Origin of the sequence: Balneatrix alpica DSM 16621, assembly GCF_000619885.1 — a bacterium.
In the GTDB taxonomy this organism is placed as follows: domain Bacteria; phylum Pseudomonadota; class Gammaproteobacteria; order Pseudomonadales; family Balneatricaceae; genus Balneatrix; species Balneatrix alpica.
In genome coordinates this window covers 163868-178748 of the sequence record NZ_JHUZ01000015.1, presented here as the reverse complement: position 1 = coordinate 178748, position 14881 = coordinate 163868, and the positions used below count along the sequence as shown (strand labels likewise).

The 14881-nt window shown below is 49.1% G+C and carries 17 protein-coding genes and 3 tRNA genes; 12 read left to right on the top strand and 8 right to left on the bottom strand.

Going from position 1 to position 14881, the window contains the following annotated elements:
- The first annotated feature begins 19 nt into the window (after positions 1-19).
- Positions 20-95 (top strand) — tRNA-Gly (locus Q334_RS0108410).
- Positions 96-424: 329 nt separating this feature from the next.
- Here the strand turns inward: Q334_RS0108410 and Q334_RS19970 are convergent.
- Positions 425-826, bottom strand: coding sequence for a PA2817 family protein (locus Q334_RS19970; protein ID WP_051527638.1), 402 nt, complete (start codon positions 824-826; stop codon positions 425-427).
- Positions 827-943: 117 nt separating this feature from the next.
- Here Q334_RS19970 and Q334_RS0108400 point away from each other — a divergent pair, with 117 nt between their 5' ends.
- Genes Q334_RS0108400 through queF form a run of 3 tightly spaced genes read left to right on the top strand, consistent with a single transcriptional unit; the run spans position 944 to position 3487 of the window.
- Positions 944-1891: an ABC transporter ATP-binding protein gene (locus tag Q334_RS0108400; protein WP_027312819.1), complete on the top strand. Its 948-nt coding sequence runs from the start codon at positions 944-946 to the stop codon at positions 1889-1891.
- Positions 1888-2661: an ABC transporter permease gene (locus tag Q334_RS0108395; protein ID WP_027312818.1), complete on the top strand. Its 774-nt coding sequence runs from the start codon at positions 1888-1890 to the stop codon at positions 2659-2661. The genes Q334_RS0108400 and Q334_RS0108395 overlap by 4 nt, the downstream gene beginning before the upstream one ends.
- 7 nt (positions 2662-2668) lie before the next feature.
- Positions 2669-3487, top strand: coding sequence for an NADPH-dependent 7-cyano-7-deazaguanine reductase QueF (gene queF, locus Q334_RS0108390; protein ID WP_051527637.1), 819 nt, complete (start codon positions 2669-2671; stop codon positions 3485-3487).
- Between the two features lie 6 nt (positions 3488-3493).
- Here the strand turns inward: queF and Q334_RS0108385 are convergent, their stop codons facing one another.
- Complete coding sequence (locus tag Q334_RS0108385) at positions 3494-4582, bottom strand: hypothetical protein (protein WP_027312816.1); 1089 nt, start codon at positions 4580-4582, stop codon at positions 3494-3496.
- Positions 4583-4719: 137 nt separating this feature from the next.
- Here Q334_RS0108385 and Q334_RS0108380 point away from each other — a divergent pair, with 137 nt between their 5' ends.
- The 4 genes from Q334_RS0108380 to Q334_RS19965 all read left to right on the top strand — a co-directional run bounded on the left by Q334_RS0108380 (position 4720) and on the right by Q334_RS19965 (position 7055).
- On the top strand, positions 4720-5328 hold the full coding sequence (locus Q334_RS0108380; RefSeq protein WP_245593670.1) for a nitroreductase family protein: 609 nt from the start codon (positions 4720-4722) through the stop codon (positions 5326-5328).
- Between the two features lie 10 nt (positions 5329-5338).
- Positions 5339-5794, top strand: coding sequence for a YiiD C-terminal domain-containing protein (locus tag Q334_RS0108375; protein ID WP_027312814.1), 456 nt, complete (start codon positions 5339-5341; stop codon positions 5792-5794).
- Positions 5795-5870: 76 nt separating this feature from the next.
- Positions 5871-5961: transfer RNA gene (locus Q334_RS0108370), tRNA-Ser, on the top strand.
- 227 nt (positions 5962-6188) lie between these two features.
- Positions 6189-7055, top strand: coding sequence for a lipase family protein (locus tag Q334_RS19965; RefSeq protein ID WP_027312813.1), 867 nt, complete (start codon positions 6189-6191; stop codon positions 7053-7055).
- 71 nt (positions 7056-7126) lie between these two features.
- Here the strand turns inward: Q334_RS19965 and Q334_RS0108360 are convergent, their stop codons facing one another.
- The 5 genes from Q334_RS0108360 to Q334_RS0108340 all read right to left on the bottom strand — a co-directional run bounded on the left by Q334_RS0108360 (position 7127) and on the right by Q334_RS0108340 (position 11111).
- Positions 7127-8617: a flagellar hook protein FlgE gene (locus Q334_RS0108360; RefSeq protein ID WP_027312812.1), complete on the bottom strand. Its 1491-nt coding sequence runs from the start codon at positions 8615-8617 to the stop codon at positions 7127-7129.
- A 12-nt stretch (positions 8618-8629) separates the two neighbouring features.
- Entirely contained in the window at positions 8630-9298 is a 669-nt protein-coding gene (locus tag Q334_RS0108355; RefSeq protein ID WP_027312811.1) for a flagellar hook assembly protein FlgD, read from the bottom strand.
- A gap of 10 nt (positions 9299-9308) precedes the next feature.
- Positions 9309-9764: a flagellar basal body rod protein FlgC gene (gene flgC / locus Q334_RS0108350; protein ID WP_027312810.1), complete on the bottom strand. Its 456-nt coding sequence runs from the start codon at positions 9762-9764 to the stop codon at positions 9309-9311.
- Positions 9765-9775: 11 nt separating this feature from the next.
- Positions 9776-10168, bottom strand: a complete 393-nt coding sequence (gene flgB / locus Q334_RS0108345) for a flagellar basal body rod protein FlgB (RefSeq protein ID WP_027312809.1) — start codon at positions 10166-10168, stop codon at positions 9776-9778.
- Between the two features lie 91 nt (positions 10169-10259).
- The gene (locus tag Q334_RS0108340; RefSeq protein ID WP_035461148.1) at positions 10260-11111 is read right to left on the bottom strand and encodes a CheR family methyltransferase; all 852 of its coding nucleotides are present in this window, start codon (positions 11109-11111) and stop codon (positions 10260-10262) included.
- A 101-nt stretch (positions 11112-11212) separates the two neighbouring features.
- Between Q334_RS0108340 and flgA the strand changes: the two genes are divergently transcribed.
- The 4 genes from flgA (at position 11213) to Q334_RS0108320 (ending at position 13054) form a co-directional block, all read left to right on the top strand.
- Positions 11213-11920 carry a flagellar basal body P-ring formation chaperone FlgA gene (gene flgA / locus Q334_RS18500; protein ID WP_051527636.1) on the top strand — a complete coding sequence of 236 codons (708 nt, stop codon included), beginning with the start codon at positions 11213-11215 and terminating at the stop codon, positions 11918-11920.
- A gap of 139 nt (positions 11921-12059) precedes the next feature.
- Positions 12060-12368 carry a flagellar biosynthesis anti-sigma factor FlgM gene (flgM, locus tag Q334_RS0108330; RefSeq protein ID WP_027312807.1) on the top strand — a complete coding sequence of 103 codons (309 nt, stop codon included), beginning with the start codon at positions 12060-12062 and terminating at the stop codon, positions 12366-12368.
- A gap of 13 nt (positions 12369-12381) precedes the next feature.
- The gene (locus tag Q334_RS0108325; RefSeq protein WP_027312806.1) at positions 12382-12858 is read left to right on the top strand and encodes a flagella synthesis protein FlgN; all 477 of its coding nucleotides are present in this window, start codon (positions 12382-12384) and stop codon (positions 12856-12858) included.
- Between the two features lie 120 nt (positions 12859-12978).
- A tRNA-Arg gene (locus tag Q334_RS0108320) sits at positions 12979-13054 on the top strand.
- A 26-nt stretch (positions 13055-13080) separates the two neighbouring features.
- Here the strand turns inward: Q334_RS0108320 and Q334_RS0108315 are convergent.
- Positions 13081-14658 (bottom strand): response regulator, encoded by a 1578-nt coding sequence (locus Q334_RS0108315; RefSeq protein ID WP_027312805.1) that lies wholly within the window; start codon positions 14656-14658, stop codon positions 13081-13083.
- Positions 14659-14881: the final 223 nt, after the last annotated feature.

The window sequence follows — 14881 nt, the reverse complement described above, 5'->3', positions numbered from 1 at the left end:
ACCCCCTATGGGACGCCACGCGGGAATAGCTCAGTTGGTAGAGCACAACCTTGCCAAGGTTGGGGTCGCGAGTTCGAGTCTCGTTTCCCGCTCCAATTCATACCTCATATCTCCTCAAGCCTGTACTGTACGATGTCTAGACAGCGTGCGGTTTTTTCTGGCTTTAACGCTTCCCATATAAACAACGCCTTCTAGCTTTTTGAGCCGATGAGCACCCATGGGCGGTCGAGGCTTGTTGCTATCTTTTGTTAATGCCTCTGAGGATGTCTGTTTGCGCTTAGTTGTATTGACAAAGTTTTCGCTGACTTTGTGCAGGTTGTACTGTGGTGGCCAGTGTCCAAGGTTGAAGCAGGGTTTTTTAGGGATGAGGCTCTTGGTCGGCGGGAAGCGTGCGCAGGCATAGGGGATATGCCTGCGCTTGAGATTAGTGCACTTCTTTGCCAAAGCGTGCCTTCAGGCTGGCATAATCCACTTCCAGTCCTTGTTCTTGAGCCGCATAGCGGTAATCTTCCATGCGTTGGTAGAAGTCAATTTCTTCGTCATCTAGGTATTGCAGGCAGTCGCCACCAAAAAACCACAGCAGGTCGCGATCTAGCAGGTGGCTATGCTGAGGGTAGAGGCGGATCCACTGTAAAATTACGTCCTGTCCTTCTTCGTAGTAACCGCTTTGATGTTCGCTCATGTGCTCGATTAGTGCGCGAACGTTATCGATAAAGTAGTGGTCATCGTCACGTTGGGGATTTGCCAACTCGGGTTGCTGTTGCAGTTTTTTGCAGCTGGTTTGCAAGCAGTTGAGATGGTGGTCGAACCACTGTTGATCATTCATGCGATTAGGCCGTTTTGATAGTTTCTATTAAGGAAACGCTGTGATGTTAATAGCTTTGTCTTGAAAAGCTGCTGAGGTCACCGCACATTGGGGAGCCTAACAGGCGTGGGAGTATTTATGACAACAGCGTTAGCCATTCAAGGATTACGTAAGACCTATGGTAACGGATTTGAAGCCCTGAAGGGTATTGATCTCCAGGTTGAACAGGGAGACTTCTTTGCCTTGTTAGGGCCAAATGGCGCCGGTAAGTCGACTACGCTGGGAATTGTTTCTACGTTGGTGCGTAAAAGCGCAGGGGATGTCAGGGTATTTGGCTTTGATATCGAGCGGCAGACCACCCAGGCGAAAAAAATGCTGGGGGTCGTACCTCAGGAGTTTAACTTTAACCAGTTTGAGACCGTTGAGGATATCGTACTAAATCAAGCTGGCTATTATGGCATGCCGCTGCGGGAGGCTCGTCCTCGCACACATGAGTTGTTGCGTCAGTTAGGATTGTGGGATAAGCGGGATCAGCGTTCTCGTATGTTGTCGGGAGGAATGAAGCGCCGTCTCATGATTGCGCGTGCCTTAGTGCACCGACCTCGCCTGTTAATTCTGGATGAACCCACTGCGGGAGTGGATATCGAGTTACGCCGTTCCATGTGGGACTTTATGCAAAAAATCAATCGTGAGGAAGGCACGACAATTATTCTCACAACCCACTATCTGGAGGAGGCGGAAAGTCTCTGTCGCAACATCGCGATCATTGATCAAGGTGGCATTGTGGAGAACACCAGCATGCGTCAGTTGCTGCGCAAGCTAAATACCGAGACCTTCGTTTTGGATATTCGTGATGACATCCCGCAGCAGCCTTTGCCGCTGTTAGCTGCTTATCCAATGGAGTGGGTAGGGGAGCACAGTATTCAGGTGCAGGTGAATAAGAATGTTGGGCTTAACCCCTTATTCGCTTCTTTGTCTGAGCAAGGGTTGGAGGTAGTGAGTATGCGTAATAAGGCGAATCGTTTGGAGGAGCTGTTTGTTGCTCTGGTCGCTAAATCCAAGGCCGACAAGGAGGCAGCGCAATGAGTGCTTATGAGCTCTACGTGGCCTTTACCACTATCCTTCACAAGGAAATTCGTCGTTTTGTCCGTATTTGGGTACAGACGCTGCTGCCCCCGGCCATCACCATGACGCTGTACTTCGTTATTTTCGGCAACCTGATTGGCGAGCGTATCGGTGAGATGGAAGGCTACTCCTATATGGAGTTTATTGTACCGGGTTTGATCATGATGTCTGTGATCACCAACTCTTATGGCAATGTCGTGTCCTCCTTTTTTGGTACGAAGTTTCAGGGACATATTGAAGAGTTGCTGGTTTCGCCGGTGCCGAATTGGATCATTCTCAATGGTTATGTGCTGGGTGGAGTGGTGCGCGGTCTGGCGGTCGGCCTGATCGTGACCCTGTTATCGCTATTTTTTACCAAGCTGCAAGTACATCACATCGGTGTGACGGTGTTAGTGGTGTTTTTAACCGCTTTTCTGTTTGCCTTGGGAGGTTTTGTTAACGCTGTTTATGCCCACACTTTTGATGACATTGCTATTGTGCCTACCTTCGTGCTGACCCCATTAACCTATTTAGGCGGGGTGTTTTACTCCATTAGTTTGTTGCCGGAGTTTTGGCAGTGGGTGTCCCAGGCGAATCCAATTCTGTATATGGTGAACGCTTTCCGCTATGGCATCTTAGGGGTGTCGGATATCAACCTATGGCTGGCGTTAACCATCATTCTGGTGTTCAATGCCGCCCTTTATGCTTACTGCATGTATTTGTTACGCATCGGACGCGGCATTCGTCATTGAGTTGTATATGAGCGAGACTGAATCCTTATTGAAACAAGCGGGTGCTCCTCTTGGGCACCACTCCGAGTATGTCGATCAGTATGATCCGAGTATGCTCTGTCCGATTGAGCGTAAGCTAATTTGGCAGCCAGCCTCTGGCACTCGTTGCTATCGTTGGGATATTTGGAATGCGTTTGAGTTGTCTTGGTTGAATGAAAAAGGCAAGCCGAGAGTGGCAATGGCCAGTTTTATTATCCCTGGTGACTCACCCAATATTATCGAGTCCAAATCCTTTAAGCTTTATCTCAACTCCTTTAACGGTACCCGCCTGACAGAGCAGGCTTTATTGGCTCATCTGACTGAAGATCTTTCCAAAGCAGCGGGGGCTGAAGTCAAAGTGCGGTTGCATGAATTGGCAGAGATGAACGTGATAGCCGCTTTACCGGGTGCATGCCTGGATGATCTGGATGTTGCAATTGATATCTATCATCCTGCCCCGACTCTCTTGCGCACGACTGAAAAGGTGGTGGAGGAGACTCTGCATTCCCATTTGCTCAAGTCTAATTGCCCTGTAACCGGGCAGCCTGATTGGGGCTCAGTGGTGATTAGCTATCAGGGGCATCGTATTGATCGAGAAAGTTTGCTCAAGTACATCGTGTCTTATCGCAATCATGGCGACTTTCATGAACAGTGCGTTGAGCAGATCTTTGCCGATATCATGCACTACTGCCAGCCTAGCTCACTGACAGTGTATGCGCGTTATGTTCGTCGTGGCGGTTTGGATATTAATCCGTGGCGTTCAACCTCATCGCAAGCGCCGACTAATCAACGCTTAGCGCGTCAATAACTGGCTTTAGTCCTGCAGTAGGCTGAACTGCTGCAGGGCTGTGTCCAGAGTGTTGAAGTAACTTGCCAGCTTATTAAGGTCTTGCTGCATGTTATGCCGGTAATCTCGGAACTCTTTGATCATCTCTTCTAGAAAAGCGTGATGTTCAGTGCGGGGGCGCAGATTATTAAGGGCACTTTGCAGGCTTTCTATCGCTTCATTCACCTCTTTAAGGTGTTGTTGCATGATGGGCATGCTGGCTTTGGTGCGAACCATAAAGTCCGGTAGTTGCAGCTGGAGTTGGGCAAGTTCATTAACGGGGGCTTCCTGTCCCTGGCTTAGTGCTTTTTGGCAGGCCTGTTGTGCCTGCTTCAAAGGTTCCAGAATGCCTTGCCACTCTTCCAGTGTATTCGCAGCTTTAGGATGAGTGGTTGGGAAAATGGGGCCGTAAACGCTCGTGGTGTCCGCTAGGATATTAGCGAGAGAGCTTTCATTCTTGATAGTATTTTTCAGCTCAGTCGTCAGCATGCTGAGATTTTGGCTATCACCCTGGGCTTGTTTAAGTAGGCGTACGATGGCAGGGAACAAATGCCCAAGCAACTCAGCTTCCTGGGCGGGTTGGCCGCTGACGCGACTAGCATCTTCTGCATTAAATTCGGCTTTATCACTGCTTTTGCCAGATTTGGCAGCCTGGCCATAGGCCTCCATAACGCGGGAGAGGCTTTTGTGAATTGATTGCCAAAAGCCTTCTTCGTCCGTTGATTTCAGGGCATTTTTTTCAGCATGCAGAAACACCATTCGCAAAGCAGTAGTCTGTTCTTCAGGGCTTAGATCTGGGTGCAATTCGAAATTGGGTTGCTCGGGGCGCAGTTCTTTATATTTGCTAATAGTTTGCAGCATGGCTTGGTTTAGGTGATGTCGGTAACTACCGGTATTGCCATCCTCCAGCTCGCCCAAGTCTAAGCCGGGCATATGCTGTTGATCTTCTAATAAACTGCGTAGACGTTTGATTCGTTTGCTCTGGTAGCGCGAGTAGAACCCTAACAACAGCAGTAGGATGATGAGTACCACAACGGCCTCAATGGCAATCAAGGTGATTGGGTCCTGAAACTGCATAGGCGTTTTCCATTTTGTGTTGCAGTGTGTAAAACCATTATGCGAAAGGGCTCGTGGGATTGCGAGTCAAAAATAGATTAGAATCGGCTTCCTGGTAGAGAGAAGCTTATATTTTTGTGCAGGTTGGGGAGAGTGTCATGATGCGCGGTTCAAGCCCTGACCAGAGTAAGAGCGGGAATGAGGTTGTGATGGATGCATTAAGTTTACTGCATGAGCGTGTATCAATCGCCAATTTGGTGGAGCCAGGCCCAACCCCTGAGCAGATGGATGCATTATTCAAAGCCGCACTGCGTGCACCTGATCATGGTGCGCTTCGGCCATGGCGTTTTTTAGTCATTGAGGGAGAGGCGCGGCAAAAATTAGGGAAACTGTTCCGTCAGGTGGGACAGCAGTTGAACCCAGATGCTCCCGAAGCCTTTTTAGAAAAGTGTGAAAAGATGCCTCTGCGTGCCCCTTGTTTGGTGGCGGTAGTGGTGCGTTATCAGGAGCATCCCAAGGTGCCGCAACAAGAGCAGCTCCTTTCAGCTGGGGCGGCGGCACAGAATATTTTACTGGCGGCTTATGCGCAGGGATTGGGGGCTATTTGGCGTACGGGCTGGGTGTGTGATGAACCCCTGTTGGGTGAGTCAATGGGATTGGCGGCAAATGAACGCTTAGTGGGTTTTTTATACATTGGATCACGTGGCCCGATTACACCACCGTTACGGCCTCTGGCAACCTCTGACTTTGTTAGCAATTGGAGTTAAGGAATTATCAATGACACCTGCTGCTCGCATCCGACGTAAACTCCTGGAAAATATTCCCCTGGTACAGCATATGGGAGTGCAGCGTATTGACCTAACTGAGCGTGGTTTTGAGATTGCTGCTAGTTTAGCGCCTAATGTGAACGACAAGGGCACGGGATTTGGGGGCTCGCTGGCTGCCTTCGCGACCTTGGCTGGATGGGGTATGACATCCGTGCTAGCGGAGGAGTTGGAGGTAGATGTATTTGATGTAGTGGTGAGTGAGAGCGAGCTCAAATACCTCGCGCCCGTGGCGGCAGATTTTATGGCACTTTGCCCATGGCCAGAGTCTGAATTAACCGCTCGTTTTAAAGAGCGGTTACAGCAAAAGGGACGAGCCAGGTTGCAATTAGAAGTGTGGATTAGGTCTGAAGGGCAAGAGGCACTGCAGTTAAAAGGGAGTTACGTTGCCTTTAAGCGATCGACTTGAACGCTGTAAAAAATGCTTGCTTTTCAAAAGCCTGTTCAGTAAAGTACGCCCCGCACTCGCAAGGGTGTGACAATATGGTGAGGTGTCCGAGAGGCTGAAGGAGCACGCCTGGAAAGTGTGTATACGTTAATAGCGTATCGAGGGTTCGAATCCCTCCCTCACCGCCAAATTCAGAAAGCCCAGCTTAACAGCTGGGCTTTCGCATTTCTGGAGTCAGGCGTTTTTGCCATCGATCTCGACGTTTTTTGTTATTGAGACGTCCTCTCATCTCATCCTAAGCTCCGCAGCGAACCTGGTGCTGAATTTGGTCTAGCGCCCGTTGTGCCTCTTCTGTTGCACTGACGGAATGGGGCGAAATGGTTCAGGTGCATTAATAACAATAATGGAGCATCTCATGACGCAAACGAGCTCATTACCCTCAGGTCTGACCCAGGCTGAATACCAGCAGGCGGTTGATTTCGCCCGACTCTCAGCTCAAACCTATGACTGGAAAGATTATTTGGTTGCAGAAGCTGGCATGAAACTCTTCAGTGGTATTGATGATATACGTCAGCAAGGATTTGCGACCCCTCATTACCGTGAAGTCGATCGGGGTGGCAGTGTTATTGATTGGCCCGGTAGCAATGGTTTGGATTACAAGATCTTTGAGCATAGCCAGACAGGTGACCTTGTAATTGCCTTCAGGGGGACGGAACCATTGTCGGCGGTGGATTGGGTGGAGGATGTGGAGCAGGCCTTTGGCCAGTCTGAGCAGTATCAACAAGCGGTGTCCCTTGCGCGAGAGGTGCAAGCTAAACTGGATGCTTATAACAACGCTCATGGTTTAATGGGTGAACAGGCTATTCAGCTATCTTTCACTGGGCATAGTCTGGGGGGAGGTTTGGCAACTGCAGCGGCTTTAGCAACGGGTGGGCAGGCAATCGTATTCGATGCGGCAGGATTGTCTCAGCAGACTATAGATGCCAATGGTCTAGATGTAACTAAGGCATCTGCTGTCACAAACTTCAATGTTCAGGGCGACTTTCTGACCGATTATAACGGTAGGATGGATAACACTACCCTGGGCTCAAACTTGCTAGGTTTGGTTGCCGAACAGCGTCAATATGGCGATGTGTTTTGGTTGCAGGGAGTGAATGAGCGTGCTGACTTTGGTGGATGGTTAGTGCCAGATTCCACTCTGGTGGCCAAGCAGGCAGAGGCGGTGTTGAATCATGCCTGGCATGTGTATACCTATCAGCTAGAACATCAGTATTTTGTCTAGTGCATAGAGGTAGCGGTCTGAGTGAATAAACTAAGCCCTCCGTTTGGAGGGCTTAGTCATTTATAGGCGGCTTAGCGGATATTTAGAATGGTTTGGGTAACTGCATTCTGAGTCTCTAGCGTCTTGGAGTTTGCCTGATAGTTACGTTGGGCAATGATCAGACCAACGAGTTCTTCAGACAGGTCTACGTTGGACTGCTCCAGAGCAGCGGCTTTTAGCGAGCCATTCAGGCCTGTCCCGGGAGGGTTGCCAACGGGGGGGCCAGAATCATTAGTCGATACCCAGCTGGTATCTCCAACAGGCAGCAAGCCTTGTGGATTGTCGAAGGAAAAAAGTTGAATTTGGGCGATTCTCTTAGACTGGCCATTGGTGTAGCTGGCGACTAAATCTCCATTGCTTTCAAACTTCACTCCAGCTAGCTGTCCAGTAGGATAGCCATCTTGGTTAGTGCTTTTAATGATAGATGAAGAGGCATACTGGGTATGATCAGAGACATCCAGCGTCATGACAGAGTCTGTAGCGACTGTGCTGGGAAAAGTGGTGGTTGGGGCTTTAGTCGGGTCAGTATTGCCAATAAAAATATCAGGTGCGGCACCATTGTTAACGGCAACCAGTCCTGTTGTAGGTGCTGTAGGTGTGAATGCTGGATTGACACCTACGGTGCCTGCAGCAACATTACCTAAACCTACGCTCTCCAATACACCAGTGGATCGATTAAAGGCCATGACTAAATCGGAAGTGGTTTGGTCAACAAGTGAGGTTGTTGTTCCTGCTCCTCCTGTGTCTCTAAGGCCAAGGGGAAGTTCTGTATAGCTCCCATTGCTCTCTAAACGATGTACTTTGACTTGATAGTAGGTCAGCGTGTTTGTGGCGCTAGGAGGGTTAGGATCAACTACTTCAAGGTAGTGATACACCAATGTTTGTGGATTGCCTAAGCTGTCATAGAAGCGTGTTGAAGTGCCGTAGGTATAAGTAGTGGGGTCAGCGGGGTTGTAGGGTGTCTTGAGTTTGGTTGGATCAAGGCGAGAGTCAATATTTAACGATAGTGACGTTTTGGTAGTGGACTTGGGTGCGCTGGTTTTATTGGCGCTGGTAATAATGATGTCCTGCTCACCGCCGGTTAAGACACCCGCATCGTTGTAAATTCGACCTTGAACGGCAGAGCCATTCTTGGATTTTAGGATGCTGGTTGTGCCGGTGGCAGAGTTAGACTGGGTAGGATCGTCGGGTACCAGCTCAAAGTTACCAGCACGAGTATAGGTAATGGCTCCAGAGCTGTTTTTCAGTTGAAAAAAACCACCACCATCAATCGCCAAGTCAAGGTTGTTTTGCGTGAATTCAATGGTGCCCCCTTTATGATTCTGGGCAATGTCCATGATACTCACGCCGCCACCTGGCACGTTTGAAGAGCCGCCACCAAAAAGAGTGGAGGAGTACACATCGCCAAATTCGACACGGGATGACTTAAAGCCAACAGTGCTGACGTTAGCAATGTTATTACCGCGTACATCGAGGTCAGTTGATGCCGCTTTGATACCGGTTATGGCTGTTGCGAATGACATGCTAACTCCTTATCAACCGACACGTTTTACACTGGCAACGGAAGCGCTTTGTCCATTACCAAGGTTGAGGGTCATGCCGCTCGTTCCGCTAAAGGAAACGGAGTCGACATTAACTCCCATATAGGTTTTTAAACTGGTGTTTTGCCCACCCACAGAGCCTTGGGCCTTAAAGGTATAGTTGCCAGGCGGCAAGGTATTGCCGGCTTGCCAGTTAAAACTGTGCTCTCCTGCTGCAAGATCACCTAAGGAAAGGGAGGCCACCTGTTCACCGGTAGAGCTGAATACACCGATCTGCACATTGCTGACAGCGTTAGTTAGATCTAGCAGGCCTTTTACTTCACCGCTTTGACTGTGGAGTTTGGCAGTGTCTCCCTCGACAAAGGCGGTGCGGCCGACCATGGAGGAAGCCTGCAGTGCGACGCTTGATTGCAGCATGGACTGGAAGCCTTCAACGGTTTTGTTGAGGTTGGTAATTTGTTCCACTGTGGACAGGGATGACATCTGTGCCATGAAGTCGGTGGTGTCCTGAGGATTGGTAGGATCCTGATGTTTTAACTGGGCGATCAGCAGCTTCATAAACATATCGCTATCGTATTGAGTGCGATTACTTTGGCTGGCTGCCGAGCTAGCGGTACTGGCTTGCGTGGCCGCGCTGCTATTGATGTTGTTAATATCGCTCATGCGTCACCTCTTACGCCTGACCCAGTACCAGCACACGCTGCATCATGGTTTTGGCAGTGTTCATGATTTCTACATTAGTCTGGAAGGAGCGAGAGGCTGAAATCATGTTGGCCATCTCTTCCACCACATTCACATTGGGGTAATACACATAGCCTTCATCATTGGCCATGGGGTGGTCAGGGTTGTACTCGGAGCGCAACGGAGCCTCACTTTCAACGATTCCCATCACCTCTACCCCTGCATTGGCTTGTGCGGCCATATGTGGATCTTCCCAAGCATTAAAACCATTGTCTTTCATCGCTTGGTTAAGTGCGGTGGCAAATACCGGGTGCCTTGCGCGGTAGGTTTGATCAATGCTACTGCTAACCGTGTCGGCATTTGCCATATTGCTGGCAGTGGTATTTAGACGAATAGACTGAGCGCTCATGCCTGAGCCTGCGATGCTGAAAACGTTGCTAAGTGACATCATTCGCCTCCTTATTCGCCTTTAATCGCTCGGGTTAAGCCCTGAAACTTACGATTCAGGAAGGTGAAGCTAGTTTGGAAGTCCATAGCGTTTTGCATGAACTTTGCCTTTTCAACTTGAGGATCAACAGTGTTGCCATCCACGGCCGGCTGGATAGGGTGCGTATAAAGTTGCTCTGCACTAGCATCAGTACTAGCGGCAAGGTGACGGGAATGGGTTTGCCGCAGGTGGAAAGATGTTGCCGCTTCTGCTTGCGCTAGGACGCTGCCAAAATCCAGATCTTTGGCTTTGTAATGAGGAGTGTCGGCATTGGCCAAGTTGTTTGCCAGGACTTCAGCCCGCTGGGCGCGGAACAACAGCGCATCAGCGTGAATACCAAGAGCGTTGTTGAAGTTGATGGACATGGCGGCACTCCTTGTTGTGTACAAAGACTAATAAGCAAGGGGTGTGCCAATAAAAAAGGCGCCCGGGGCGCCTTGAGTGAAAAGGTGGAGATTACTTGGCTCGATAGATGATGCCGGGATTACATTGCACCATTTCATAGATATCGTTTAAGCCGGTAACTGCTTCCGATGCACCAACAAACAGATATCCACCAGGGTTCAATGTTTTATGAATGCGTCTGAGGATGTCTTGCTTCAGTTCTGGAGCAAAATAAATCAGGACATTGCGGCAAAATACGATGTCAAAACGACCGAGACTGACAAAGCTGTCCTTGAGATTGAGTGAGCGGAAATCAACACGTTGACGGAGTTCGCGTTTAACTTCCCAACTGCCGTTACTGGCCTCAATAAAGAAGCGTTTTAAGCGATCGGTAGATAAGCCTCTTCCTAGTGCTAACGTCTCATAACTGGCGGATTTGGCTTGCTCAAGTACTGCGGTGGAGATATCCGTTGCAGTGATTCGTACTTCTCCGCGCAGAGAGCCAAGTTTCTTCTGCTTATACTCTTCTACGATCATGCTAATTGAGTAGGGTTCTTGGCCAGTGGAGCAGGCAGCAGACCAGATACGCAGTGCTTGTCCGCGATTTTTTTCGTCCAACTCAGGTAGAACTTGATTAAGTAGGATGTTGTAGGGGTGAATATCGCGAAACCAGAGGGTTTCGTTGGTGGTCATGGCGTTGATGACTTCTTGCTTGAGGCCAGAAAAAGCACCACCCTGAATGCGCTGTAGGAGTTCACCTAAAGAGGCAAACTTATGCTCGGCCATAATTCTGCCTAAGCGGCTTTTGACGAGGTACTGCTTGTTATCCCCCAACAAAATTCCACAAGCCTTCTCTAAGTAGTCTTTAAACGCAGAAAATTCTTGTGGGGAAATAGAAGGAGACTGATAGGTTCCCTGATTCATGCTTGTGTCTCTCTACGGCGCTAAGCCAGAACCCTTTATTGCTGGTCCAGATGAGTTCTGCCAGAATTTGCTTCAAGTATAACCCCTTGAATGAAGGTTACATGCAATTTTCTCAAGCATTTGCATTCACTCTGCTGCTAACAAGTACTTTGATCGCGTCTTTTTCAGCGACAGCAGCGACTAGTGAAGATCTGACCCAGGCGGTCATCAATTATTTAGCGGAGCAGTTGGAAGCCAATCCTCCTGAATCTGGACGTCTGGAGTTGGCGGTGGCCCCCCTGGATTCCAGATTGCGCTTACATGATTGTGCCCAGCCCTTGGAGGTGAGTCATGCGGGTAAGACTTTATTGGGGCGTTTACATATTAAAGTAAGTTGCGCAGGCCCTGTCAGTTGGTCCGTTTATGTCGGGGCTGAAATCAAATTATGGCGCCCTGTGGTGATACTGGCGACTAACCTGTCGCGCAACCAAATGATTGATCACTCTAGCATCAAAGTTGAAGAACAGGATGTATCGGGGTTGCGTCAGCAGTACTACACCAGTGTAACGGAGGTGTTAGGGTATACCACCAGGCGCCATCTGAGTGCTAATACAGTGTTAGGGCCAGATATGTTGGAGGCGCCGATGTTGGTTAAGAAAGGCACTCCGGTGACGATTAATGCGGTCGCAGGAAGTGTGCGTATTCATACTCAGGGGGTGGCGCAGACTGATGGTAGTTTAGGGCAGGTCATCCAGGTGCAAAACTTAAATTCGCAGCGCATTGTTAGGGCGAAGGTAATAGGGCCTGGGCAAGTGCAAGTTGGCCCTTAAAGCTGCGCAAAGATAGGAATCCGCGTATACTCTGTTTCGTTGTAAAAGCTTAGTTGTGTGGATTGGAAAAAAAAATTAAAGAATGTTTAGGTCCCGCCGATAGCCTGCATACGTAAGTACTAATTGGAAGGATAAGACCATGCCCATCGACATTAACAGCGTAGGAGTGCACAGCAACTCATCTACACGCATTAAGGGCAATGGCACTGAGAAGCAGGCCAGCTCTGTCGCAGGTGAGAAAGCCGTCAGTACCCCTGCAAAAGAAGATAAAGTCGAACTTAGTTCTACTGCAAAGAGCCTGCAATCCATTGAAGAGCGTCTGCGCGGCATGCCAGATGTGAACGAAGATAAGGTTGCTGCTATCAAAGCTGCATTGGCAGATGGTAGCTATCAAGTGGACTCTCAGCGTCTGGCGCAAAAAATGCTGGCCTTTGATGCTCAGCTCTAATTGATAATGTCTTATGTCTGACCAGGAATCCAAACTGCTTGAGTTGATGTTGGCTGCCAATGTTCAGCTTGAGCAGTTGCAGGAGATCCTGGTGAAAGAGCGAGCACTTCTCTTGGCTCGTGATCATGAAAGTTTCTCCTCCCTTCAAGAAGATAAGCAGACTTTGCTGGATGAGTTGGCAGCAAATGTTCAAGCTCGTCAGTTCTGTTTGAGCTCATCTGGTTATGAGGTGGCCCGTGAGGGCTATCTGGCTTTTGCCTCGTCCAGTACCCAGCAAGCTGCTTTGCAGGATGCGTTAGAACAGATGGAAAGCTTGCTGCTTGTTAACCAAGAAACTGCTCAGGTAAATGCTCAGATTGTGGGGCGTGCTTTAGTGCAGAATGAGCAATTGCTGGCTTTGTTACAGGGGCAGCATGATAGTCGTAAGCTTTATTCGGCATCAGGCAAAACTAAGCATAATGCACCTAGCCATAAACTGGGTGAAGCTTAATCACTTCGTTTGTGTTGATTCTCTTGGAAGAAAGCTTGCCAGAGCTTCTGGCTGGGCACAGTGGCTTTTGATTAGACAAAGTTGCTTTGTTTTCAAGGAGTTGTTATAAAGCGCCGAGTCCTCCCTATAGTTCAACAGGATAGAACGGCCCCCTCCTAAGGGGCAAATCCAGGTTCGAGTCCTGGTGGGGAGGCCACTTCACTTCTCCTCTTTTCCTAGCTTTTATACGCCTTCCCAGAGCAGATCCCCCAAGCTACCTTGAGGCAGCTCCTCAATAGGAGAGTCGAGTAGTGCTTGCAGGGCTCTAAGGCGATTGCGTTGGCGATTGCTAAGTTCTTCGTGTTTTTTATTGAGATGAACAGCGTATTGTTTGGCGCGTTGCAGACGCTTATCACGCTGATAGCTACTGTCGCGCGCCGCTTCAATAAAAAGTTGTGTCATATTGAGCATGGCATCGGCATGTTCGGGTTGGTTTTGTAGCACTTCAGCGTAGTGGCTAAGTGCCTGACCCAGGTGTCCTGCTTGGTAGGCCAGCCTGCCACGATAGAGTAATTGTTCTAGCGAGGCTTGCTCTATCAACTCCGGATCTTCCGGCATGTTCTGTACCCAGCGCGCAGGTAGGTCAGGAGGCGCTTGCCAAACATTAACCGGGATGCTGATCCCCCGCTCACCGGCTAATTTTTCTGCTTCACTTAAGAATTGTTCGGCCATGACCATTTGCTTGGCATTCTTATAAAACTGCCCCTTCAGCCAAGCACTTTCGACTTCCAAAGCCTTGTCATCGGGGAAGCGTTTGTGGGCTAAGCGCAGCCATTCCACCAACTCTTTTTCTTGCTGTTGCCAAGCATCGCCCTGCTCTACCTTGTAGCGACCGATATCAGCCAACTGCAGAATGGGGTGTTTGTTATCAAAAATCGTGTCTTCAGCCAGCTTAACTGCTTTCTGGAGTACCGGCTCGGCTACATCTAACTCAGTGTTGAGAAAGGCGTAATAACCAAGTTGTTGCAAGCGAAGAATGCTGCGAGCACTGAGAGAGACGGCCCATTGTAACCAATAGCGGGCTTTAAAGACGTCCCCCTGCATAAGGTAGTTCTTACTGAGGAGGTCGTATCCGCCTAACAGCAAAGGTGATTGGGCAAGTAACTCACCGAGCGTGGTAATCGACTGTTCATATTCTTGGGCACAGAACAAACAGTAACTCAGCATTAAGCCGAGATCGTTACGAGGGTACTGCTTGAGGAGCTCGCTCAGTAGGTGCGCAGCCTGCAAGTGGCGGCGATTAGCCATGAGTAGGCGGGCTTTAACTTGTTGGATATAAAGATAGTTTTGATGGTTTTCGTCAACTTTGTCACAGAGTGCCAAGGCTGCGCGGGTACGTTTTTGCCGTAAAAGATCCCAAAGCGGCTTAAGTGAGTCTTGTCTATGTGCAAGTGACTCTAATCGCCGTTGTAGTTCATTGGCAGTGAAGGGTTTGGTAAGAATGTCATCGGGATAGCTGTCGATAACATGAATAATAAGATCTTTGGCGGTGTCGGCGACGAGAAGGATCCAGGCAGTATGCTCTGGCAACGTGTTGTGATATCGCGCTTCTTCAAGCAAGCGAATGCCATTAAGACGATCTTGTTCGTTATGACTGACGATTACAAAGTCATAGTGCTGGTTTTGAATGTGCTTGAGTAGGCTAGGGGCTGGCGCCTGGGTTTCCAGGTGCTCAATGCCCAAACTTCTCAGCATGCTCTTCATGGTGAAGCGCATATTGCCGTTGCTGTCGATAAAGAGCACTTTTTTCTTATTTAGCATGCTGGCCTCCTGCTCTGCTGATTATAGTTATGGGGGCCAAATACCAAGAAAAAAAAAGCACCGAAATTCGGTGCTAAGCGTTCTATGCTGTGCGCCCAGTGTCTGACATTTTGCTGATAAGGATCATGATGTAAATCAACATAGTGTGCGACCTTGGCAGTAGCGCCATGCTGCATGCCTTTAGGTAAACTGGCGAAACCCTGCGATTTATAAAAACAAATGG